Annotated in this window: 21 protein-coding genes; 18 read left to right on the forward strand and 3 right to left on the reverse strand. The window is 64.5% G+C overall.

Features of this window, described 5'->3' with window-relative positions; translation table 11 throughout:
* Positions 1–57 precede the first annotated feature (57 nt).
* Genes ACQ4W0_RS09660 through ACQ4W0_RS09680 form a run of 5 tightly spaced genes read left to right on the forward strand, consistent with a single transcriptional unit; the run spans position 58 to position 4,681 of the window.
* Positions 58–522, forward strand: a complete 465-nt coding sequence (locus tag ACQ4W0_RS09660) for a Csu type fimbrial protein (protein ID WP_436576522.1) — start codon at positions 58–60, stop codon at positions 520–522.
* A gap of 11 nt (positions 523–533) precedes the next feature.
* A complete protein-coding gene (locus ACQ4W0_RS09665; RefSeq protein ID WP_436576523.1) occupies positions 534–1,271 on the forward strand; it encodes a fimbrial biogenesis chaperone in 738 nt (245 codons plus the stop codon).
* 42 nt (positions 1,272–1,313) lie between these two features.
* Positions 1,314–2,705 (forward strand): fimbria/pilus outer membrane usher protein, encoded by a 1,392-nt coding sequence (locus ACQ4W0_RS09670; protein ID WP_436576524.1) that lies wholly within the window; start codon positions 1,314–1,316, stop codon positions 2,703–2,705.
* 3 nt (positions 2,706–2,708) lie between these two features.
* Positions 2,709–3,674, forward strand: coding sequence for a fimbria/pilus outer membrane usher protein (locus tag ACQ4W0_RS09675; protein WP_436576525.1), 966 nt, complete (start codon positions 2,709–2,711; stop codon positions 3,672–3,674).
* Positions 3,674–4,681 carry a Csu type fimbrial protein gene (locus tag ACQ4W0_RS09680; RefSeq protein ID WP_436576526.1) on the forward strand — a complete coding sequence of 336 codons (1,008 nt, stop codon included), beginning with the start codon at positions 3,674–3,676 and terminating at the stop codon, positions 4,679–4,681. Before ACQ4W0_RS09675 ends, ACQ4W0_RS09680 begins: the two co-directional genes overlap by 1 nt.
* On the opposite strand, the gene ACQ4W0_RS09685 is transcribed toward ACQ4W0_RS09680, so the two are convergent.
* Positions 4,678–4,914 (reverse strand): hypothetical protein, encoded by a 237-nt coding sequence (locus ACQ4W0_RS09685; protein ID WP_436576527.1) that lies wholly within the window; start codon positions 4,912–4,914, stop codon positions 4,678–4,680. The genes ACQ4W0_RS09680 and ACQ4W0_RS09685 overlap by 4 nt on opposite strands.
* Before the next feature lie 252 nt (positions 4,915–5,166).
* Between ACQ4W0_RS09685 and ACQ4W0_RS09690 the strand changes: the two genes are divergently transcribed.
* The 3 genes from ACQ4W0_RS09690 (at position 5,167) to ACQ4W0_RS09700 (ending at position 7,372) form a co-directional block, all read left to right on the forward strand.
* Positions 5,167–5,724: a winged helix-turn-helix transcriptional regulator gene (locus ACQ4W0_RS09690; RefSeq protein ID WP_010394680.1), complete on the forward strand. Its 558-nt coding sequence runs from the start codon at positions 5,167–5,169 to the stop codon at positions 5,722–5,724.
* Positions 5,725–5,881: 157 nt separating this feature from the next.
* A complete protein-coding gene (locus ACQ4W0_RS09695) occupies positions 5,882–6,319 on the forward strand; it encodes a CHRD domain-containing protein (protein WP_436576528.1) in 438 nt (145 codons plus the stop codon).
* 99 nt (positions 6,320–6,418) lie between these two features.
* Positions 6,419–7,372 carry an AEC family transporter gene (locus tag ACQ4W0_RS09700; RefSeq protein ID WP_436576529.1) on the forward strand — a complete coding sequence of 318 codons (954 nt, stop codon included), beginning with the start codon at positions 6,419–6,421 and terminating at the stop codon, positions 7,370–7,372.
* Here ACQ4W0_RS09700 and ACQ4W0_RS09705 read toward each other — a convergent pair.
* Both ACQ4W0_RS09705 and ACQ4W0_RS09710 read right to left on the reverse strand, forming a co-directional pair.
* Complete coding sequence (locus tag ACQ4W0_RS09705; RefSeq protein ID WP_436576530.1) at positions 7,356–8,009, reverse strand: FMN-binding negative transcriptional regulator; 654 nt, start codon at positions 8,007–8,009, stop codon at positions 7,356–7,358. The genes ACQ4W0_RS09700 and ACQ4W0_RS09705 overlap by 17 nt on opposite strands.
* The gene (locus tag ACQ4W0_RS09710; protein WP_436576531.1) at positions 8,010–8,471 is read right to left on the reverse strand and encodes an OsmC family protein; all 462 of its coding nucleotides are present in this window, start codon (positions 8,469–8,471) and stop codon (positions 8,010–8,012) included.
* A 106-nt stretch (positions 8,472–8,577) separates the two neighbouring features.
* On the opposite strand from ACQ4W0_RS09710, the gene pdxR reads away from it, so the two are divergent.
* The 10 genes from pdxR (at position 8,578) to ACQ4W0_RS09760 (ending at position 19,593) form a co-directional block, all read left to right on the forward strand.
* Positions 8,578–10,068 (forward strand): MocR-like pyridoxine biosynthesis transcription factor PdxR, encoded by a 1,491-nt coding sequence (pdxR, locus tag ACQ4W0_RS09715; protein ID WP_436576532.1) that lies wholly within the window; start codon positions 8,578–8,580, stop codon positions 10,066–10,068.
* Between the two features lie 38 nt (positions 10,069–10,106).
* A complete protein-coding gene (locus tag ACQ4W0_RS09720) occupies positions 10,107–10,670 on the forward strand; it encodes a DNA-3-methyladenine glycosylase I (protein WP_436576533.1) in 564 nt (187 codons plus the stop codon).
* Positions 10,670–12,301, forward strand: a complete 1,632-nt coding sequence (gene mnmC1 / locus ACQ4W0_RS09725; protein WP_436576534.1) for an FAD-dependent 5-carboxymethylaminomethyl-2-thiouridine(34) oxidoreductase MnmC1 — start codon at positions 10,670–10,672, stop codon at positions 12,299–12,301. Before ACQ4W0_RS09720 ends, mnmC1 begins: the two co-directional genes overlap by 1 nt.
* 117 nt (positions 12,302–12,418) lie before the next feature.
* Positions 12,419–12,916 carry a rhodanese-like domain-containing protein gene (locus ACQ4W0_RS09730; protein WP_436576535.1) on the forward strand — a complete coding sequence of 166 codons (498 nt, stop codon included), beginning with the start codon at positions 12,419–12,421 and terminating at the stop codon, positions 12,914–12,916.
* Positions 12,917–12,935: 19 nt separating this feature from the next.
* The gene (gene epsC, locus ACQ4W0_RS09735) at positions 12,936–13,922 is read left to right on the forward strand and encodes a serine O-acetyltransferase EpsC (protein ID WP_436576536.1); all 987 of its coding nucleotides are present in this window, start codon (positions 12,936–12,938) and stop codon (positions 13,920–13,922) included.
* Positions 13,923–13,929: 7 nt separating this feature from the next.
* Entirely contained in the window at positions 13,930–14,154 is a 225-nt protein-coding gene (locus ACQ4W0_RS09740; RefSeq protein WP_034784364.1) for a helix-turn-helix domain-containing protein, read from the forward strand.
* A 104-nt stretch (positions 14,155–14,258) separates the two neighbouring features.
* Complete coding sequence (locus ACQ4W0_RS09745) at positions 14,259–15,188, forward strand: family 2A encapsulin nanocompartment shell protein (protein WP_034753448.1); 930 nt, start codon at positions 14,259–14,261, stop codon at positions 15,186–15,188.
* Positions 15,163–16,974 carry a family 2A encapsulin nanocompartment cargo protein cysteine desulfurase gene (locus tag ACQ4W0_RS09750; protein WP_436576537.1) on the forward strand — a complete coding sequence of 604 codons (1,812 nt, stop codon included), beginning with the start codon at positions 15,163–15,165 and terminating at the stop codon, positions 16,972–16,974. The genes ACQ4W0_RS09745 and ACQ4W0_RS09750 overlap by 26 nt, the downstream gene beginning before the upstream one ends.
* Before the next feature lie 157 nt (positions 16,975–17,131).
* Positions 17,132–17,851: a sensor histidine kinase gene (locus tag ACQ4W0_RS09755; RefSeq protein WP_436576538.1), complete on the forward strand. Its 720-nt coding sequence runs from the start codon at positions 17,132–17,134 to the stop codon at positions 17,849–17,851.
* A gap of 11 nt (positions 17,852–17,862) precedes the next feature.
* Positions 17,863–19,593: a response regulator gene (locus tag ACQ4W0_RS09760; RefSeq protein ID WP_436576539.1), complete on the forward strand. Its 1,731-nt coding sequence runs from the start codon at positions 17,863–17,865 to the stop codon at positions 19,591–19,593.
* The last annotated feature ends 42 nt before the right edge of the window (positions 19,594–19,635 follow it).

Below are 19,635 nucleotides of genomic sequence, written 5' to 3' on the forward strand. Positions count from 1 at the left end.
CGCGTTAAATTTTCCCCTGCTGTCATCGCCGCTGGCCTTGCCCTTGGCGCAGCTTCCATGTCTGCTTCCGCCGACGCCGCCACCTATCTGAATGGCAGCGCCACCTCCAACTTCGACGTCACGTTGACCATCGTTGCCAACTGCGTGATTGCGGCGGCACCGTTGAACTTCGGTTCGGTCCAGGGCGTACTGAGTACTGCCGTGAACGTCAATACCACGGTGAACGTCACCTGCACTAATACTACGCCGTATAACGTGGGCCTGAGTGCGGGCACAGGCACGGGCTCGTCCGGCACGACGCGCTATATGAGCGGCACCGGTTCGAACACGGGTACGGTGCAGTTCAACCTGTTCCAGGCGGCTGGCGCGACCGTTTGGGGCAATACGCAGGGCACCAATACGCAGGGTGGCACGGGCTCCGGCGTGGCCCAGCCGCTGACTGTCTACGGGCAGGTGCCGGCCCAGGCGACACCCGCTCCCGATGCCTATAAATCGACCATTACCGCTACCGTATATTTCTAGGGCGGGCGCATATGACGGTACGTCGCGCATTTGCTTTCTTGCTATGGCTGGCGCCGATGCTTTGCATGCTCGGCGGCGCTTCCGTGGGTGCCGCCAATCTGCAGATTTCCCCTGTCACTATCAACTTGCGAGCCGAGCAGAATGCGGCCGGCATCACCTTGCAAAATCTGGGTGACAAGCCCTTGTATGGCCAGGTGCGCGTATTTTCCTGGGATCAGGTGAAGGGTGAGGAGGTGCTGCTGCCGACGCAGGAACTGATGGCCAGTCCGCCCATCGTCGAAGTGACGCCGAGCGGACGCCAGACGATCCGCCTGGTGCGGCGCAGCGCCGGGCCAGCGGCGCAGGAGCGCACCTTCCGCGTATTGATCGACGAAGTCGCGCGCGATGCCGAGACGGAGGGCAATGGCGTGGACATTCGGCTGCGCTATTCGGTGCCTGTCTTTGTGCTGCCTGTCGGTGCGCCCGGCAAGGAAGTGCTGGCATGGCAGGTGTTCCGCAAGGAGGGTGCGTGGATGTTGCGTATCAGCAATAGCGGTAATTTTCATGCGCAAATAGGCGCTACGTCGTTTGCGAACCAAGCCGGCAAGGAGCATGACATCAGCAAGGGTTTGTTTGGCTACGTGCTGGCGGGACGCATGCGCGAATGGCGCCTTCCCGTCGCCAACGATGCCGCGCTCGATGGCGTGTTGACGATTTCAGCCAACGTGAATGCAAAGGCGATCATTGCCAGGACATCGACGCCACCTTGACCAACGCCGCCGAGGCGAACGCTTGCTCAACCGGGTTACACCATGATGTGGTCACTGACATGGCAGGCCTGCTGGACGGTAGTGATGATGGCGGCATCGTGCGTCGCCAGAGCGGACGGCGTGGAGCGCGCGCCCGTCTCGGGCGACGATCCCGGCCCGGCCAGCGCGGACGTGAATATGTCGGCACCGAGAGAACTCTATCTGGAGGTTAGTGTGAATGGCGAATCAAGCGGACTGATCTTGCGCTTTACCCAGCAGGGTAAGCGCTTGCGCAGCAGCGTGGACAACTTGCAGCAGCTCGGGCTGGACCCGGCGCGCCTGGGCGTGCCGGGCCAGCTCGATGTCGCGCTCGACGCCATTCCCGGCCTTGCCTATGATTACGATGCGACGCGCCAGAACCTGGCCCTGCGCATCAGCGATAGCCTGCGCACGCCCTACAGCATTGACGCGCATACGGCCGAGCGCGCACCAAAGTCCAGCGTGACGCCCGGTGCCGTGCTCAACTATGAAGCTTACACAGAGCTGGGGCAGGCGCGCCGCTCCGCAATTTTCAATGATTTCCGCTATTTTAACGACAGCGGCGTGTTCAGCAGCACGGGCACGCTGAACGTGACTGCGGGGCAGCGCCAGTACATGCGTTTCGATACCTTTTGGAACCATTCCGATGTCGACACCTTGCAATCGTGGCAGGTGGGAGACCTGATTTCATCATCGCTGAGCTGGAGCCGCGCCGTACGCATGGGCGGCTTCCAGTGGCGCAAGAATTTCCAGTTGCGCCCCGACCTGCTGACCTTTCCCGTCACCTCGGTGAATGGCACGGCGCTCGTGCCGTCTTCGCTGAGTCTGTACGTGAATGGGGTGCAACAGTACGCGGCGAGCGTACCCAGCGGCCCATTCGTGCTGAACCAGGTGGCAGGCATCAATGGCGCAGGGCAGGCTACCGTGATCACCCGCGACGCGCTCGGACGCAGCGTGGCCACCACCCTGCCTTTATATGTCGACACGCGCATGCTGGCCAGCGGATTGAGCGATTATTCGGTCGAGGCGGGAGTGCTGCGGCGCGACTACGGCCGCCGCTCCTTCGGCTACCAGAAGCGTCCCATCGCCAGCGTCACTGGACGCTATGGACTCAGCGATACTCTAACGGTCGAGGGCCATGGCGAAGCCGGCGCCGGTGTGCTGAACGCGGGCGCTGGCGCTTTGCTGCGGCTGGGACAGGCCGGGGTGCTTAACGGCGCCATCGCCGGCAGCAGTGGTCACGGCCAGGGCATGCAGGTCAGCGCGGGCTATCAGTACCTGGGACCCCGCTACAGCATCGATGTGCAAAGCGCGCGCGCCAGCGCCGGCTATGGCGACCTGGCATCGGGCGACGGCAGTCCCGTGGTGCGGGCGGCCGACAGGGTGTCGCTGACCCTGGCGCTGGCGGCAGGGTAAAGCATGAATCTCAGCTATATCGGCTACCGCCCCGAGGGGGAGGCGACGTCGCGCATCGTCACCCTCGGCTATTCGGCCTCGCTGTTCAAAGGCGTATTTCTGAGCACCAGCGCCTTCCAGGACCTGAGCCAGCATCGCAACCGGGGTTTTTACATCGGCCTGAGCATGGTCCTGGACGGAAACATTGCCACGAGTGCCAATACCAACCGGCAAAATGACGTCAGCAGCCATAATTTTGGCGCCCAGCGCACGGCCGATTTTGGCGGCGGCTTCGGCTGGGCCATGCAGAGCGGCATGTCCGGCAGCTCCAGCTATCGCCAGGGTCAGCTGGAGTACCTGGGCAACTATGGCCGCGTGACGGCGCGCGTGCAAAGCGATTCCATGGACCATGCGGCGTCGCTGGACGCCTCCGGCGCGCTGGTGCTGATGGATGGCCATGTCGAGGCAGCGCGCCAGGTGGGCAGCGGCTTCGCGCTGGTCTCGACGGGAGGCGTGCCGAACATTCCCGTGATGCATGAAAACCGTCAGATCGGCATCACGGGCGGCAGCGGTTACCTGCTTGTGCCCAACCTGAATGCCTATGGCGATAACCAGATCAGCATCGGTACGGATAGCCTCGACGTCGATGCGCGGGTGCCGGTGACCAACATCAACGTGGTGCCGCGCAGCCTGTCCGGGGTGCTGGCAGCGTTTCCCGTGGAGCGCTACACCGCGGCCACCGTCATCGTGCAAGGCGCGGACGGCAAGCCGCTGTCGACCGGCTTGCCGGTGTTGCATGTGCAAAGCGGCAAGCGCACCGTGGTAGGCTTTGACGGCATCATCTTCGTCGACGACCTGGGCGCCGATAACCAGTTGCGCATAGGCGAAGGCGATAGCCTGTGCGCGGTGCATTTCCCCTATGTGCGCCCGGCCGAAGGTGGCCTGCCCGTCATCGGTCCGCTACGCTGCGCTGCCGGAGGAGTCCGCTGATGCGCCGCCTGCTGCCTGTGCTTGTCGTCGTGCTGGGCTGCATGCTGGGCACGGCGGCGCGCGCCGATGTCTGCTCCGTCAGCGTGAACGACGTCGATTTCGGCCAGGTAACGCCTATTTCAGGCAGCGACTATACGGTCACTGGCTCCGGCACGCTGAGCTGCACCTTTTCCACCTTGAGCCTGGGCGTCTTGCTGACGCCGAATGCGCGCGTGTGCCTGAACCTGGGCATCGGCAGCAATTCGCTGTCGGCCGTGCCGCGCACCCTCGGTAATGGCGCCGCCCGCATGCAGTACAACCTGTATGTGGACGCTACCTATTCGCCATCGTCGATATGGGGCGGGCCGGGCGTGACCGGCGCTACCACTTCGTATCCGCTCCAGTTGTCGGCCGGCCTGCTGACGCTGGGGGGCACTTACACCAAGAATTTCAATTTCTACGGCAAGATTCCCGCTGGTGCCGCGCTGGCGGGCGTGCCGACAGTCAGCAACAGCAATACCGTCTACACCTCCAGCTTCAGTGGCGCTGGCACCATGACCTACGCCATGTATGGCTTGCTTAACGATCCCGGTACCTGCCTGGGCAACAGTGCCAGCTTCAGTTTTAACGTGAACGCCACGGCGATCAATAACTGCACCATCACTGCCGCGTCGATGGCGTTTACCACGGCGACGGTGCTGAACGGACCCGTACGCAGTACCAGCACCCTGTCGGTACGCTGCGTCAACAACAATGCGTATCAGATCGCCTTGAGCGGCGGTACGGTGGCGTCCAGCGTGGCGGCGCGCAAAATGAAAAATACCGTGACGGCGGACCTTATCGCATATGAATTATCGGGCAGCCTGGACGGCCCCATCTGGGGCGACGGCACTGCCGGTACCAGCATGGTCAGCGGCACCGGCACGGGCAGCAGCCTGCCAATAGCGATTTATGGGCGGGTGCCGGCGCAGACCACGCCACGCCCCGGCGACTACAAGGACACGGTGACGGCAACGATTTATTTTTAGAACGTGACGGTGATGAGGCCGGCGTCTGATGGTGTTGTCTGCTGGAGCAGCAGATACGGCGTGTTGTGCTGGCAGCGCACCTGGGCGCTGTTGCGTTGCGCAACGATGGTACACGCTTCCTGGACGATGAAGGTGGCCTGCAGCGTAGCGGAAGACACGGTATCGGCGGTGGTGGTCTGGCAAAGGGACAGGGCGAGCAGGGCGGGCAGTACGGCAAGCTTCAAAGGGGTCATCGTGAATGTATCGCATGTAAAACGGGCGTGGGCAGCAGCGCTGGAAGGCGTGGCTGACACCGTTTTTCGCACCTGGATTGGGGAATTGAACGAGCCATGATTGTACTTGAGCAAGAAAAGTGTGAGTTTTTGCGTATTTTCAGGCCGCTACCGTAGCGCGAAGGTCACTTGCAAAGTGATAGTAACTAAGTTTCCGTGTTGCAACTGAAATATTTTTCGATTGTTGTGTTGAGTCAACGTGAGGAGATGGTCATGAAACATACCAACTTTAATAATTTGCCTTGCCCGATCGCACGCAGCCTGGGCAAGGTGGGGGAATGGTGGAGCATCCTCATCCTGCGTGAAGCGTTTTACGGCAAGACGCGTTTTGACGAATTTGAAAAGAGCCTCAAGATCGCGCCCACCATCCTGACACGCCGGCTGGCCGACCTGGTGGAGGGCGGCTTGATGACGCGCCGTCTGTATTGCGCCAAGCCGCCCCGCTACGATTATGTGCTGACCAAGTCCGGGCGCGCCTTCAAGCCTGTCTTGCTGGCTTTTATTGCCTGGGGCAATGAAAACTTCGCGCCGGAAGGCGCCAGCCTCGTCATCGCCAGTCGCGACACGGGCCTGGCCGCCGATCCGGTGCTGGTCGACGCCATGACGGGCTTGCCCATCAATGACGAGTACTACGCGTTTGCGCCGGGGCCGGCCGCCAGCGACAGCATGCGCAGCATCATCCTCGACGCAGAGAAAAGCAGCGGCATCGCGCCCAAGCCGAAGGCCGCGCCCGCCAACCGCGGCTGGGTGGCGGAAGGGCATCTGGCTTGACGGGGCGACTGTGGGCGAGCATCAAGTTTGGCGAAAAGCAAAGCGGGCGGCGCGGCCTGGCGCTACTGTCGCACTATGCAACACCAGTGCGGCGTAGGCCCGGTTGTGCGGGGCAGGGCGCCATCCGTGATCCGCTATCCGTTGAAGGAGACCTGCGATGAGCACATTGCAACAACACGTATGCCGCGCCGCCAGCGTGCTGGCGCTGGCAGCCCTGCTGGGCGCCTGTTCCCATGGTCCGCATCATCCGGGCGGCGATGACGTTACCTTGACGGGCGCGCAGGAAGTGCCGGCCAATACCAGCACGGCCAGCGGCAGCAGCACGATCCGCGTTGCCCATGACCTCAGCATCACCGGCGGCGTGCGCTATACGGGCATGCTGGCCACCGTCGCGCATCTCCATGAAGCGCCCACGGGCGCCAACGGTCCCGTCATCTTGCCCCTGCTGCAGACGGGCGCCGGCATGTTTGCCGTGCCGGACGGCGCCATGCTCACGCCGCCCCAGTATGCGAGCTACCAGGCCGGCAAGCTGTACGTCAACGTGCATAGCGCCGCCTACCCGGCCGGCGAGATCCGCGCCCAGCTCAAGCCATAGCGGGCCACCGGCGTTTTCTCCGTAACCTCCTTGGGCCGCGCGAGCGGCCTTTTTTTGCGCCAGATGGCCGGTGCGCGCGGCACGCTACAATGGCGCTCCATGCTGACCATCCTTGCCATCACCTTTCCCTTCTTCGCCCTGGTGCTGTGCGGCTACCTGGCTGTGCGGCGCACGCTGCTGCCGCTGGCCGCCATCGGCGGCTTGAACAGTTTTGTCCTGTACTTCGCGCTGCCCTGCATGCTGTACCGCTTCGGCGCCGCCACGCCCATCGCGCAGCTGCTCGACGCCAGCGTGTTTGGCGTGTATCTGCTGTGCGCCCTGATCATGGTGGGCGTGACCATGGCCATGACTCTCAGCCACCGCATCGACTGGAATAATGCCGCCTTCGGCGCGCTGGTGGCAGCTTTCCCGAACACGGGCTTCATGGGCGTACCCCTGCTATTGACTCTGCTCGGGCCCCGTTCCTCGGGCCCCGTCATCGTCACCATCGTCGTCGACATGTTGATTACCAGCTCGCTGTGCATCGCCCTGTCGCGCATCGGCAGCGGCGGCGCGCACGGCAGCCGCGCCGCCATTATGAATGCCTTGAAGGGCATGGCGGGCAATCCCATGCCGTGGGCGATTGTGCTCGGGGCATTGTCGTCGTGGCTGGAACTGGCCATGCCCAAGCCGCTGACGCAGACGGTGGGCCTGCTGGCCGATGCCGCCTCGCCGGTTGCCTTGTTTACCATCGGCGCCGTGCTGGCCCGTTCGCAGATGAGCACCAGCGACCCGGCGCCGATGCGCGACTATGTGCCGGTGGCGCTGAAAAAACTGCTGCTGCATCCGCTGCTGGTGTGGGGCATCGGCCACGCGGCCATCGCGCTGGGCGCGCCGCTCGATCCGTTCGCGCTGACCTGCATGGTGCTGGTGGCTTGCCTGCCCAGCGCCAGCAATGTGTCGCTGCTGTCCGAGCGTTTTGGGGCGAACACGGCGCGCATCGCCCGCATCATTTTAGTGTCGACGGCGCTGTCGTTTTTGACGTTTTCGGCAGCCGTCAGCTGGATGGCGTGAGGTTGGCGGCGATCAGCGCGCCCAAGGCCTGCGCCGCGCCGGGTTGATTGTCCAGCGCCAGGCCGTGTGCCATGCTGGCCTGGTCTTGCAGGCTGCGGTTCTGGCCCAGTTTCCATTTGCCCGTGATGCGCGTGAGGGGGATTTCGATGCCGACGATGGCTTTCAATAGCTTGTCGATATAGTCGGCCGGCGCATCGCTCACCCGCCATGGCGCAGCTTGATCTGCCTCATGGCGCGCCGTCAGCCGCTCCAGCAAGTCCATCAGCCACGCCGCATCGTCGATGGCGCGCAGGGGGCCGTGGGCGTGCACCACCGCGTAATTGAAGGTCGGCACTTCCTTGCCGCTGCGCTGCTTTTCCGCATACCAGGCGGGCGTGATGTAGGCGTGCGGCCCCTGGAAGATCACCATGCATTCATCGTTTCCGCCAGCGCTGCGCCACAGCGGGTTGGCGCGCGCCACGTGGGCGCGCAGGATGCCGAACGGGGCCTCGGGCGTGGGTGCGGCGATCTCGAACGGCAGATGGTCGGCGCATAAGCCCTCCTCGCCATGGCGCACCAGCGCGCCCAGGGGATGGGCCTGGATCAGCCCATGCAGCACGTCGAGGCGCTCTTCGCGGAAGCTGGCCGGCGTGTACATCTAGGCCGCGCCTTCCACCACCACGTCGGCCGTGAGCGAATTGGCGATGTAGCAGCGCTCGTGCGCGTCGTGGTGCAGGGCGGCCAGCACCTCGGGCGATGGCGGTGTTCCCGCGAAGGCGATGCGCGGACGCAGCACGATGCGCGTCATGGCCAGGCGGCCGGCGGCATTCTTTCCCAGTTCGCCGACGGCGTCGTCGCGGTAGTCGTCGATGACATAGCCGCGCTGCGCTGCCAGCGACAGGAAGAACAGCATGTGGCAGCTCGATGTGGCGGCCACCAGCGCTTCTTCCGGATCGATATTTTCCGCCACGGACATGGGCAACGGCACGGACAGGGGCGACGACGAGGCGGGCACGCGCAAGCCGCCATCGAACTGCCATTCATGGCCACGGCTGTAGCGCTGGCCGGCGAAATCCTGGCCGGCGCGCTGCCAGGCCACGGTGGCGAAAAACTGATGCATGGGTGCTCCACGGGAGTAAGAGGGGATGCGTCATCTTAGCGTCAGTCTTGGCTATTTAAAACAGCCAATAAGTGCTATCTTGAAGCTACCAATTTGAGGATGCCCAATGCCCATGCCTGCCACGCACCTGAACCAGATCATCGCTGCCTTGCCGCTGCAGCGCGGCGCCATCGAACCGTTGTTTCGCCAATTGTATGCGGCCATCAAGGCCGCCATCCTCGATGGCCGCATGAGTCCCGGGATGCAGCTGCCGCCCACGCGCGACTTTTGCCACCTGCTGGCCGTGTCGCGCCAGACGGTGCTCAATGCGTATGCGCTGCTGACGGCGGAAGGCTATCTCGATGGCGCCGTGGGGCGCGGCACCTTTGTCAGCGTCGACGTGCCTGTGGCCGCGCCGGCCGGCAAGTTGGACGCGCCCGGCTTGCTGCGGCCCTTGTCGGCGCGCGGGCAAGGTGTGGTGGCGGCCATGCGCCAGGTGGCGTTCCACCGGGGGCCGCTGCGGGCTTTTCGCGTCGGCATGCCGCGCATCGACCACTTCCCGTTTGACGTGTGGAACCGCCTGGAAGCGCGGCGCTGGCGCCGCCCCGACCACCAGTTCGGCTACAGCGACCCGGCCGGCTACCTGCCGCTGCGCGAACTGCTGTGCGTATATCTGAAGGCCTCGCGCGGCGTCCAATGCACGCCGCAGCAGATCGTGATCACCTCCGGCTCGCAGCAGGCGCTGTTCATGCTCTCGACTATTTTGCTGGCGCCGGGCGACGCAGCCTGGATGGAATCACCCGGCTACCGGGGCGCCAGCGGCCCCTTGCGCGCGGCCGGCGCGCGCGTGTTTCCCGTTCCCGTCGATGCGCAGGGGCTGGACGTGGCGTATGGCGTGGCGCACTGTCCGCAGGCAAAGCTGGCGTACGTGACGCCATCGCACCAGATGCCGCTGGGCGTGAGCATGAGCTTGCCGCGCCGCCTGGCCCTGCTGGCCTGGGCCGCGCACAACAAGGCCTGGCTGGTGGAAGACGATTACGACAGCGAATACCGCTACTCGGGCGCGCCGCTGGCGTCCCTGCAAAGCCTGGACCGCGATGGCTGCGTGGTCTACGTGGGTACCCTGTCAAAAGTGCTGTTCCCCGGCCTGCGCCTCGGTTACATGGTGGCTCCGCCCGCGCTGGCCGAGGCACTGGTGCAGGCCAAGGCCGTGATGGACCGCCATACGGCCATCGTGCCGCAGATGGCGCTGGCCGACTTCATCGCCGAGGGACACTTTGGCCGGCATATCCGCCGCACGCGCGACAGCAATGCGGAACGGCGCGACCAGCTGGTACGCGGCTTGGCGCGCGAACTTGACGATCAGCTCGTGTGCGGGCCGACCGACAGCGGCCTGGAATTGTGCGCGTATTTTCGCGGCGGCCACGATGAAGAAACGGTGTCGCGCGCGGGGCTGGAACGGGGCATCGAACTGCGTCCGCTGGGGCACTATGCCGACCCTGACGCCGGCGACGCCTGCGCCACGCCGCCCGGGCTGCTGTTGGGCTTTGCCGCCATTCCCCCGGCCGAGATGCAGCACGGCTTGCTGGAACTGGGGCGCCTCTTGCGTGGCCGATAAACTATACTGGTGCTTGCCCGCACATGAAGAACACAACCATGACTACCATCCGCTGCTCCTGGGCCAATCCGGCCAATCCCCGCTATCTCGATTACCACGATACGGAGTGGGGCGTGCCCTGCCACGACGAGCGCCGGCTGTTCGAGATGCTGAACCTGGAAGGCGCGCAGGCAGGCCTGAGCTGGGAAACCATCCTCAACAAGCGCGACACCTACCGCGCGGCCTTTGACGGCTGGGACGCGGAAAAGATCGCCGCCTATGGCCCGGAGAAGGTGGCGCAGCTGCTGCTCGACCCCGGCATCGTGCGCAACCGCCTGAAGGTGGCGGCAGCCATCACGAATGCGCAAGCCTACCTGCGCCTGCGCGCGGAAGGTCAGACCCTGGACAGCTTCCTGTGGGCGTATGTCGATGGCCAGCCCATCGTCAACAGCTGGCAGCCGGGCGCATTTCCCGCCAAGACGGCCTTGTCCGATACATTGTCGAAAGACTTGCTCAAGCGGGGCTTCAAGTTCGTCGGCTCGACCATCATCTACGCCTACATGCAGGGCATCGGCATGGTCAACGACCATGCGCCGACCTGCTTTTGTCGTGCGGGGCACTGATGCGCCGCGCCCTGGTCCTGCTCGACACGGATTTTGACGGCGCGCGCTTGCGCGCCGCCTGTGCGGCGCATGGCGGTCGTCGCCTGCATTACATCGCGCTGGCGCCGCGTCCCGTCGACGCCAGCCACTTGCCCGAAGAGTGGCGCATGCAATGGCCGCCTTGCGTGCCTGGCTTGCACCGCATGGTTTCGCGCGATGGCTTGCTTACCCTCGATGTGCTGATCGGCGAGCCCGATGCCTGCCTGGCGCAGATATCGGCACGCATCGATGAAGTGCTGCTGGCCTGGGTGCCGGCAGCCACGCCGGTGCTGGCGCGCCTGATGATGGACGGCGGCCTGCTGCAGGCCGTGCACCTGGACGAGGCGCAGCGCGCGGAGTTGCAAAAGAACGGCTTTGTTTTTGACGAGAGCCGTTTGCGCGCCGTGTTTTATGCGCGGCGCGGAGAACACGTGGCTGCCGTGGCACCCGAGCGGCGCGCCATCGTCATCGGCGCGGGCGTGGCCGGCGCGGCCGCCTGTGAACGGCTGGCCGCGCGCGGCTGGAAGGTGACCTTGATTGAGCGCCACGCGCAGCCGGCCAGCGAAGCGTCGGGCAACCTGGCCGGCATCTTCATGCCGCTGATGTCGAAGGATGACAATATCGCCACGCGCCTGGTGCGCGCAGCCTACCTGTACTCGCTGAGCCGCTGGAAAGACCTGGGCGGCATCGGCGCCGCCATCGAGGGTGTGCAAAGCGGCGTGCTGCACCTGGCACGCGACGGCGCACATGCGCAGGTGCAGCGGCAGATCGCCGCCAGTGGCCTGTATCCGCGCGAATTCGCCCGCTGGCTCGAAGCGCCCGAGGCGACCGCCATGCTGGGCGCGCCGGCGCCCGATGGCGCCTGGTGGTTCGCACAGGGTGGCTGGGCGCGACCGTCTTCCGTCTGCGCGGCCATGCTGGACGCCTGCGGCGCCTTGCTCACGCGGCGCTTTTCCAGCAGCGCCCTGCGCCTGGAGCGTGGCGACGAGGAATGGCTGGTGCGCGATGCGGACGGTGCCTTGATCGCGGCGGCACCCACCGTCATCCTGGCGGCAGGCACGGGGGCCATGGATTTCGAACAGGCGGCCGGTCTGCCGCTGGACGCCGTGCGCGGCCAGGTCACGCACCTGGCCGAAGGCAGCTTGCCCTCGTTGCCGTTCGTCGTCTGCCGCGAAGCCTACATGACGCCGGCGCACCAGGGCATCGTGTGCGTGGGCGCCAGTTACGATGCGGACGCGGATGCCGAGGTGCGCGCATCGAGCCAGCACGACAATATCCGCAAGATCGCCGCTATCCTCGATGTGCCTGGGTTTGACGCGCCGCTGGCCGGGCGCACGGGCTTTCGCTGCATGGCGCCGGACCGCCTGCCGCTGGCGGGCGCCTTGCCCGACCCGGGCGTGCCGGGCCGCTGCGAACGCTTGCGCGACGTGCCCCGCTGGCCCGGCCTGTTTGGCTTGCTCGGTTATGCCTCGCGTGGCCTGATCTGGGCGCCGCTGGCGGCCGAGCTGCTGGCTTGCCAGCTGGAGGGCGAGCCGCTGCCTGTCGAGGCACAATTGGCTGCCGCACTCGATCCAGCGCGCTTCCTGCTACGCGAACGCCGCCGCACTTCATAACTCTCCCATATACGTTTTTCATCTTTCCAAACTCTTTTTAATTTGTTTTCCGAACAACATAAGTTCGCTACAGTGGACGTGTGCTGGTTTTTGACGACGCAATAAAAAGGTGGAACGATGGCTGCTGCAGAACTGATTTTCGATCCCCGCGCCGCGCACGGCGAGGCGGCCTTTGACGAAGTGCTCCATCTGGCGCGCGCTCAGGCGCAGGCCCAGGGCTTGCCGTATGCGGGCATCGTCAGCGCGCAGGATGCATGGCAGCTGGTGCAGGCCGGCAAAGCCGTGCTGGTCGACGTGCGCACCAACGAAGAGCGCACTTTCGTCGGTTACGTGCCCGCCTCGTTGCACGTGGCGTGGGCGACCGGCACGGCCATGAACCGCAATCCCCGCTTTGTGCGCGAACTGGAAGCGAAGGCGGGCGGCAAGGATGCCGTCGTGGTGCTGCTGTGCCGCAGCGGCAAGCGTTCGGCAGCGGCCGCCGAAGCGGCCGCCAAGGCCGGCTTCACGCACGTCTTCAATATCGCGCAAGGCTTCGAGGGCGACCTCGACGCGCAGCAACAGCGTGGCCATAGCGGCGGCTGGCGCTGGCATGCGCTGCCTTGGCTGCAAGATTAATTCTCTTCCCGGGACCACCATGAACCAGCGAGCCCTTCCCCCTGTCTCCCTTGCCGTGCAGCCGCAATGGGAGCTGCACCAGATCGTCGATGAATTGCGCGCCGTGCGCGCGCAGTGGCGCGAAGGCTTGGCCAGCAGCCAGGAGTGCGGCGCGCGCGAATTCCCCTCGCGCCAGCATTTGCGCGACATCGTCGGCGCCTTGTGCGCGGCCCTGTTTCCCATGCGTCTGGGGCCCCTCGACCTGCAGCAGGAGAGCGAGGATTTTTTTGTCGGCCATACGCTCGACACGACCTTGACGGGTCTGCATGAGCAGGTGCGGCGCGAACTCAGTTACCACGCGCGCCAGCATGGCCTGCAGCAGACGGTCTCCATCGAACAGCAGGCGCTGGCCATCGTGCAGCGCTTCGCCCGCGCGTTGCCGCGCATCCGCGCCCAGCTCGACACGGACGTGGCGGCCGCCTTTCATGGCGACCCGGCCGCGCACAGCGTCGATGAAGTGCTGCTGTGCTATCCGGGCATCCTTGCCATCATCCACTACCGCCTGGCGCACACCTTGTATGCACTGGGTGCGCCGCTGGTGGCGCGCATCATCGCCGAAGTGGCCCATTCGCAGACGGGCATCGACATCCACCCGGGCGCCATCATCGGCAGCAGCTTTTTCATCGACCATGGCACGGGCGTGGTGATCGGCGAGACGGCCATCATCGGCGAAAGGGTGCGCATTTATCAAGCCGTCACCCTGGGCGCCAAGCGCTTTCCCGCCGGCGCCGACGGCGTGCTGAAAAAGGGACTGGCGCGCCATCCCATCGTGCAGGACGACGTGGTCATCTACGCGGGCGCCACCATACTCGGGCGCGTGACCATCGGCCAGGGTTCCGTCATCGGCGGCAATGTCTGGCTGACCCGCAGCGTGGCGCCAGGCAGCCATGTGACGCAAGCGCACAACCAGCAGGAAGCACCGGAGTTGCCGGCGCCATCGCACCCCTCTTTCGCCCATCACCCATGAGGACAGCATGTTGATCAAACAGTTTGGACTGGCAGTGCGCCAGTTGCGCGAAGGGCATGGCTGGTCGCAGGAGCGCCTGGCCGAAGCGGCCGACTTGAACCGCTCCTTCATCGGCGAAATCGAACGGGGCGCCGCCACGCCGTCGCTGCTGACGGTGGAAAAACTGGCCGGCGCGCTCGGTATCGGCCTGGCGGGATTGATGGCCCGCTGCGAACCGGAGCTGGTGGATTAAAACGCCGCATTGATGGCGATAGCATGTTGAGAAAAAGAGAGGGGCGTCCGATACTTTATTCGTTTTTCAGATAAGCATATTCACTTTTCTCATCAGGAGTAGTCATGGCAGAAGCAACAGAGAGCCAGTTCGCGCTGGGCGATAACGCCGCGCGCCAGCTGGCCAATGCAAGCAAGAGCGTCCCCCAGTTATCCACGATCACGCCGCGCTGGCTCGTGCACCTGCTGCAATGGCTGCCCGTGGAAGCGGGTATCTACCGCCTGAACCGCGTGAAAAACCCGAAGGATGTGCGCGTGGCCTGCTCGCAGCGCGACGAGTCGGAACTGCCGCAAACCTTTGTCGACTATGACGACCAGCCGCGCGAGTATTTTCTCAATGCCGTCAGCACGGTGCTCGACGTGCACACGCGCGTGTCGGACCTGTACAGCAGCCCGCACGACCAGATCAAGGAGCAGCTGCGCCTGACCATCGAAACGATCAAGGAGCGCCAGGAAAGCGAATTGATCAACAATCCCGACTACGGCCTGCTGGCCAGCGTGCATGACGACCAGCGCATTTTTACGTTGACAGGCGCGCCCACGCCGGACGACCTCGACGAACTGCTGACGAAAGTGTGGAAGGAGCCGGGCTTTTTCCTGGCGCACCCGCTGGCCATTGCCGCCTTCGGCCGCGAATGCACGCGCCGCGGCGTGCCGCCGCCCACCGTCAGCCTGTTCGGTTCCCAGTTTTTGACGTGGCGCGGCGTGCCGCTGGTGCCGTCCGACAAACTGCCGATCGAAGACGGCAAGACGAAAATTATCCTGCTGCGCGCGGGCGAACAGCGCCAGGGCGTGATCGGCCTGTTCCAGCCTGGCCTAGCGGGCGAGCAAAGCCCGGGCCTGTCCGTGCGCTTCATGGGCATCAACCGCCACGCGATTTCGTCCTACCTGATTTCGCTGTATTGCTCGCTGGCCGTGCTGACCGACGATGCGCTGGCCGTACTGGAAGACGTGGAGATCGGTAAATACCATGACTACCCAGACACCTACAAGTGATGGTGCGGCGGGCTTGCCTGCCGTCCCGTTTTTACCCGATGAAGCGACCCTGAACCGGCTGGCGGGCGAGTTTTTCGCGCGGTTGCCGGGGTTGCCCCCTGCGTTGGACAAGTCTCCCAGCCTCGGTGGTTCCGGCAGCGTACTCGATGCGGCGCCCCGCTACGCGAACCGTGCGCCACCGCAGCCCGGCCCTTCGTTCGCCGCCATCGCCCCCGGCGTGGCGACGGCGCAAGTGCCGCCCGTGAAGGCGCCGCTGGAGTCGCCCATCGCGCCGGCGCCTGCTTCCGTGCCGACGCCACGCCTGTCCGCCCTCGGTGCGCCGTCGCCCTACTATTTTGTCGGCGGCGCGCATGGCTATCCCGTGTCGAACGGCAAGCTCGATGGCCTGGCGCAGCAGGGGCTGGGACAGGGGCCGGCGGCCCCCGATGATTTGCGGGGACTGTTTGCCACGCCGCAGCGCTCACCTGCGCAGCAACTGCCCGTGGCGCCTTCAAACAGCCAGCCCGCGTTCTATTTCCAGACCGAGCTGCCCTCCGCGACGAAGCCGGGCCAACACCAGACGCCGGCGCCATTCGACGTGCATGCCGTGCGGCGCGATTTTCCCGTGCTGGCCGAACGGGTCAACGGCAAGCCGCTGGCCTGGTTCGACAATGCGGCTACCACGCACAAGCCGCAGTCGGTGATCGACCGGGTGTCGTATTTCTACGCACACGAGAATTCGAACATCCACCGCGCGGCGCATGCGCTGGCGGCGCGCGCCAGCGACGCGTACGAGGCCGCGCGCGCCAAGGTCGCCAATTTCCTGGGCGCCGCCTCGGCCAATGAAATCATCTTCGTGCGCGGCGCCACGGAAGGCATCAATCTGATCGCCAATACCTTCGGGCGCAAGTACATCGGCAGCGGCGACGAAATCATCGTCTCGCAGCTCGAGCACCATGCCAACATCGTGCCGTGGCAGCAGCTGGCGGCGGAAAAGGGCGCGACACTGCGCGTGATTCCCGTCGACGACAGCGGCCAGATACTCCTGGATGAATTCCGCAAGCTGCTCAACGGGCGCACCAAACTGGTGTCCGTGACGCAGGTGTCGAATGCGCTGGGCACGGTGACGCCCGTGGCGCAGATCATCGCGTTGGCGCATGCGGCCGGCGTGCGCGTGCTGGTCGACGGGGCGCAGGCCGTGTCGCACCTGCGCGTGGACGTACAGGCGCTGGGTGCGGATTTTTACGTGTTTTCGGGGCATAAAGTGTTCGGCCCGACGGGCATCGGCGCCGTGTATGGCAAGGCGGACTTGCTGGAGCAGCTGCCGCCATGGCAGGGCGGCGGCAACATGATCGCCGACGTGACGTTCGAGCGCACCGTCTACCAGGGCGTGCCGAACCGTTTCGAGGCGGGCACGGGCAATATCGCCGATGCCGTGGGCCTGGGCGCGGCCATCGATTACGTGCAGCGCATTGGCCTGGACAACATTGCCGCCTACGAGCACGCGCTGCTGGAGTACGCCATGCACCAGCTGCAAGCCATTCCCGGCGTGCGCCTGATCGGCACGGCATTCGAGAAGGCCAGCGTGGCGTCGTTCGTGCTGGCCGGCTACGAGCCAGCGGAGGTGGGACGCGCCCTGAACGACGAGGGCATCGCCGTGCGCTCTGGTCACCACTGCGCCCAGCCGATTTTGCGCCGTTTCGGCGTGGAAGCAACCGTGCGGCCATCTTTCGCCTTCTACAATACGTATGAGGAAATCGACCGTATGATCGTCGTGGTCAAACGCTTGGCGGGCGCGCGCCGCTGATCTTGCCGCCTTGCCAAGACTATGCCGTCCCTGCGCAAGCGGGGGCGGCATTGTTGCGTCAGGTCACGGTCTTTGCGCGCGGCTGGCTGACGTCGGCATGCTGGCGGTATAATTTATCCTTGGCAATATTCAAGCTGCGGCCCCAAGGAGATATCCGGTGGAAGATCAACACAGCTCGCCCGAGCTTTTCCTGTTCCTGGCGTCGACCGTGCACGACATGAAAAACTCGATCAGCGTGGTCAGCGGCACGCTGGAATCCTTGCTGGCGGCCGAGCAGGCCAAGCCCGCGCCGCAGGCCGACCCCGCCTACCTGCAGATGGCACAGATGCTGTACCAGACCAAGCGCCTGAACGATAACCTGATCCAGCTGCTGGCCCTGTACAAGGAAGTGGGCAAGCCCGGCTACCCCTTCGACGTGCAGCCGCAACTGGTGAGCCAGGTGGTCGACCAGGTGGTGGACCAGGAAAAGATCCTGCTGGCATCGAAAGGCATCCGCCTGGAGACGGCCTGCCCGCCGGAGCTGATCTGGACCCTGGATGAAGACCTGGTCATCGGCGTGCTGGCGCATGCCATCAACAACGCCATCCGCTACACGAAGGATACGATCCGCCTGTCCGTGCGCCAGGTGGACGCCTTGCTGGAGCTGTGCGTGGAAGACAATGGCGACGGCTACTCGCAGGCGCTGCTCGACGCGGGCAGCGCGGCCATGGATGGCATGGCGGCCGGCGTGAACTTTTCCACCAACAGCACGGGGCTGGGGCTGTATTTTTCCAGTGTCGTGGCGAAGATGCACAAGCACCGGGGCAGCAGCGGCAGCATTGCCCTGGAAAATGGCGGCGCGCTGGGCGGCGGCTGTTTCATCCTGCGCCTGCCCTGAACGAGGATGCCATGACGACAGACAGCCACGCCACCGCCGCCGAAGCGGGCAGCACCGACTGGGCCGACAAGCATTATCTGCTGGTCGATGACTTCATCGGCATCCGCATCCTGCTGCGCGAATCCTTGCGCAACCTGGGCGCGCGCCATATCGACCAGGCGGCCAGCGGCGGTGAAGCCATGAAGCTGCTGGCCAAGACGCGCTATGACGTGGTGCTGTGCGATTACAACCTGGGTGAAGGCAAGAATGGCCAGCAAGTGCTGGAAGAGACGCGCGTGCGTAACCTGACGGCACCATCGAGCGTGTGGCTGATGGTGTCGGCCGAGAAAAGCGTGGAATCGGTGATGGGCGCGGCCGAGCATCAGCCCGACGCCTACCTGATCAAGCCCATCACGGAAGGAGTGCTGCTGACGCGGCTGAACCGCGTGTGGCACAAGAAGCAGGTGTTTCGCGAAATCGACCAGGCCTGCATGGAAAAGGACTATCTGCGCGCGGCCAAATTGTGCGACGCGCAGATCGAGGTCAACAAGCTGCACGCGCTGGAATTGCTGCGCATGAAGGCATCGCTGCTGCTGAAAAGCGGCGAGCCGGAAAAGGCCCGTGCCGTGTACGAAAAAGTGCTGGCCGAGCGCGATTACAGCTGGGCCAAGGCGGGCCTGGGCAAGATCCGCATGAATAACGGCGAGCACGAGGCGGCGCGGCAGATCTTCCAGGGCGTGATCGTCGAAAACAAGTATTACATCGACGCCTACGACCAGATGGCCGTTGCCTACCAGCTGATGGGTCAGCACGAGGAAGCGTGCGGCGTGCTGGAAAAAGCGGCACGCCTGTCGCCCAATTCCGTGCCGCGCCAGCGTAATCTGGGGCTGGCCGCCTTAAAAGTCGGCAATGTCAGCATGGCGGAAAAGGCTTTTCGCAAGTGTATTTCCATCGGTGAATTTTCCGTCATGAAGACGCCCGACGCCTACTTGGGACTGGCGCGCGTGTGCGGCTTGAAGAAGGATGCCAAGGAGGCGCTGCAATGGCTGCTGCTGGCGCAGCGTGAATTCGCGCCCGAGCAAATTGGTTTACGCGCGAAGATCACGGAAGGCATGGTGCACCACGAAACGGGCGATTACCGGCGCGCGCGCAAGTGCGGCGACGAACTCGAAGCCATGCTGGCAGAAGACCCGGCGCGGCCCGAAAAAAGTATCTGTATGGAACTGGCCACCCTGCTGTTCGCCGTCGGTGTGAAGGATGCGCCGTCTGGCCTGCTGTGCTATGTGGTGAAGAACAACCACGACAACCAGGTGGTGCAGGACGAGGTGCAAAAGATCTTCGACAAGGCGAAGATGGGCGACGAAGGAACCAGCCTGATCATCGCCTCGCGCAAGGAAGCGTCGGACTTGATGAACAAAGGCGTGCTGCTGTGGAAGACGGACAAGCTCAACGAGGCGGTCGCATGGATGCGCGCGGCGCGTGAAAAACTGCCCAACAACCTGCGCATCCTGTTCAATTCCGCGCAAATCATCGTGTCTTTCCTTGAACAGCGCGGCTACCAGGCGGAATTGGCGGCCGAGGCCATGGAAGTGTTGTTGTATGTAGACAAAATTGCACCAGGGCAGCAGCGCTTCGCGCAATTGATGGAGCAACTGGTGCAACTGACGCCGCCGCCCGGGCCGGAAGAGACCGTCGTGGTGCCGGAAAAAGCGCCGCCGGCGCCGGAAAAAGGGGGAAAATCCGTGCGCGAGCGTGCTGGATGATAAACTAGGGGCCAGCGTGGGTTCGCCCGTGCTTGAGTTGCT

This window comes from Janthinobacterium breve (genome assembly GCF_051380895.1).
In the GTDB taxonomy this organism is placed as follows: domain Bacteria; phylum Pseudomonadota; class Gammaproteobacteria; order Burkholderiales; family Burkholderiaceae_D; genus Janthinobacterium.

What these genes read in the sequence shown, in the direction of transcription:
- ACQ4W0_RS09660 (WP_436576522.1), top strand. Translation starts at nt 58, where the DNA reads ATGTCTGCTTCCGCCGACGCCGCCACCTATCTGAATGGCAGCGCCACC.
- ACQ4W0_RS09665 (WP_436576523.1), top strand. Translation starts at nt 534, where the DNA reads ATGACGGTACGTCGCGCATTTGCTTTCTTGCTATGGCTGGCGCCGATG.
- ACQ4W0_RS09670 (WP_436576524.1), top strand. Translation starts at nt 1,314, where the DNA reads ATGATGTGGTCACTGACATGGCAGGCCTGCTGGACGGTAGTGATGATG.
- ACQ4W0_RS09675 (WP_436576525.1), top strand. Translation starts at nt 2,709, where the DNA reads ATGAATCTCAGCTATATCGGCTACCGCCCCGAGGGGGAGGCGACGTCG.
- ACQ4W0_RS09680 (WP_436576526.1), top strand. Translation starts at nt 3,674, where the DNA reads ATGCGCCGCCTGCTGCCTGTGCTTGTCGTCGTGCTGGGCTGCATGCTG.
- ACQ4W0_RS09685 (WP_436576527.1), bottom strand. Translation starts at nt 4,914, where the DNA reads ATGACCCCTTTGAAGCTTGCCGTACTGCCCGCCCTGCTCGCCCTGTCC.
- ACQ4W0_RS09690 (WP_010394680.1), top strand. Translation starts at nt 5,167, where the DNA reads ATGAAACATACCAACTTTAATAATTTGCCTTGCCCGATCGCACGCAGC.
- ACQ4W0_RS09695 (WP_436576528.1), top strand. Translation starts at nt 5,882, where the DNA reads ATGAGCACATTGCAACAACACGTATGCCGCGCCGCCAGCGTGCTGGCG.
- ACQ4W0_RS09700 (WP_436576529.1), top strand. Translation starts at nt 6,419, where the DNA reads ATGCTGACCATCCTTGCCATCACCTTTCCCTTCTTCGCCCTGGTGCTG.
- ACQ4W0_RS09705 (WP_436576530.1), bottom strand. Translation starts at nt 8,009, where the DNA reads ATGTACACGCCGGCCAGCTTCCGCGAAGAGCGCCTCGACGTGCTGCAT.
- ACQ4W0_RS09710 (WP_436576531.1), bottom strand. Translation starts at nt 8,471, where the DNA reads ATGCATCAGTTTTTCGCCACCGTGGCCTGGCAGCGCGCCGGCCAGGAT.
- pdxR (WP_436576532.1), top strand. Translation starts at nt 8,578, where the DNA reads ATGCCCATGCCTGCCACGCACCTGAACCAGATCATCGCTGCCTTGCCG.
- ACQ4W0_RS09720 (WP_436576533.1), top strand. Translation starts at nt 10,107, where the DNA reads ATGACTACCATCCGCTGCTCCTGGGCCAATCCGGCCAATCCCCGCTAT.
- mnmC1 (WP_436576534.1), top strand. Translation starts at nt 10,670, where the DNA reads ATGCGCCGCGCCCTGGTCCTGCTCGACACGGATTTTGACGGCGCGCGC.
- ACQ4W0_RS09730 (WP_436576535.1), top strand. Translation starts at nt 12,419, where the DNA reads ATGGCTGCTGCAGAACTGATTTTCGATCCCCGCGCCGCGCACGGCGAG.
- epsC (WP_436576536.1), top strand. Translation starts at nt 12,936, where the DNA reads ATGAACCAGCGAGCCCTTCCCCCTGTCTCCCTTGCCGTGCAGCCGCAA.
- ACQ4W0_RS09740 (WP_034784364.1), top strand. Translation starts at nt 13,930, where the DNA reads ATGTTGATCAAACAGTTTGGACTGGCAGTGCGCCAGTTGCGCGAAGGG.
- ACQ4W0_RS09745 (WP_034753448.1), top strand. Translation starts at nt 14,259, where the DNA reads ATGGCAGAAGCAACAGAGAGCCAGTTCGCGCTGGGCGATAACGCCGCG.
- ACQ4W0_RS09750 (WP_436576537.1), top strand. Translation starts at nt 15,163, where the DNA reads ATGACTACCCAGACACCTACAAGTGATGGTGCGGCGGGCTTGCCTGCC.
- ACQ4W0_RS09760 (WP_436576539.1), top strand. Translation starts at nt 17,863, where the DNA reads ATGACGACAGACAGCCACGCCACCGCCGCCGAAGCGGGCAGCACCGAC.